Annotated in this window: 1 protein-coding gene; it reads left to right on the forward strand. The window is 42.9% G+C overall.

Annotated elements, in window-relative coordinates:
• Nucleotides 1-95 precede the first annotated feature (95 nt).
• Nucleotides 96-562: flavin reductase family protein (locus tag BO225_RS10105; RefSeq protein ID WP_076342104.1), on the forward strand; the 467-nt coding region annotated here is incomplete at its 3' end.

Genomic DNA, 562 nt, shown 5'->3' on the forward strand with positions numbered 1-562 from the left:
ATAGTAAACCATATTCTAGAAAGATCTACAAGAAAGATGCTCTGCAAAATTGACAAAAGAGTTATAATTGATTCAAGAATGTAGAGGGTGGAATTGTGAGAAAAAATTATGGAGGAACGTCATGGTATTTGCCGATGCCGATCGTATTTGTATCGACCTATGATGAAGAGGGGAGAGCGAATGTGATGGTGGCGGCATGGAGCGGTATTTATGATTGCGAGCATGTCTATTTATCTTTAGAAATGGGTCATAAGACGACCCACAATTTATTGTTGAATCGTTCGTTTACGCTGGGCTTCGCTTCCAAGCATTTAGTTGGGGCTTGTGAATATGTCGGTCGTGTTTCTGGATACGAGGATGTGGATAAATTTCATAAAGCGGGTTTTACCGCGACGCCAAGCACTATTGTTTACGCGCCGCTGATCGAAGAGTCGCCTTTATGTTTAGAGTGCTGTCTAGTTTCGTGCGAGAATGGGATCGTGATCGGAAAGATCTTGAATACATCCGCGGATGAAAGGGTCTTGGATGAGGAAGGGTTACCGGATCTTTCAAAGATGGATCT

It is taken from the genome of Dubosiella newyorkensis, from assembly GCF_001945605.1.
Lineage (GTDB): Bacteria > Bacillota_I > Bacilli_A > Erysipelotrichales > Erysipelotrichaceae > Dubosiella > Dubosiella newyorkensis.